The organism is Methylobacterium sp. D48H, from assembly GCF_053345715.1.
In genome coordinates, this window is record NZ_JBKFAP010000146.1 from 1 (window position 1) to 310 (window position 310).

The following is a 310-nucleotide window of genomic DNA, read 5'->3' on the forward strand; positions in this document are numbered from 1 at the left end:
AGCGGGCGGCCGCCGAGGCCCTGTTCGCGGCCAACGGCGCCGTGGCGTGGCTCGCCGACGAGGCGCAGATCGGCGCCGTGACGGCGGTCTCGGGCTCCGGGCCGGCCTACGTCTTCCTCCTGGCCGAGACGCTGGCGGAGGCCGGCATCGCGGCCGGCCTGGAGCCCGACGTCGCCCGCCGCCTCGCCCGGGCGCCCGTGGCGGGAGCCGGCGCGCTCCTCGATGCCAGCCCGGCCGAGGCGGCGGAGTTGCGCCGCAACGTCACGTCGCCCGGCGGCACCACCGCGGCGGCCCTCGACGTGCTGATGCG

The 310-nt window shown here is 80.0% G+C and carries 1 protein-coding gene; it reads left to right on the forward strand.

Annotated features, from left to right (window positions below):
• On the forward strand, nucleotides 1–310 hold a 310-nt coding region (locus tag ACLBX8_RS31875; protein ID WP_447716434.1), incomplete at both ends, for a pyrroline-5-carboxylate reductase dimerization domain-containing protein.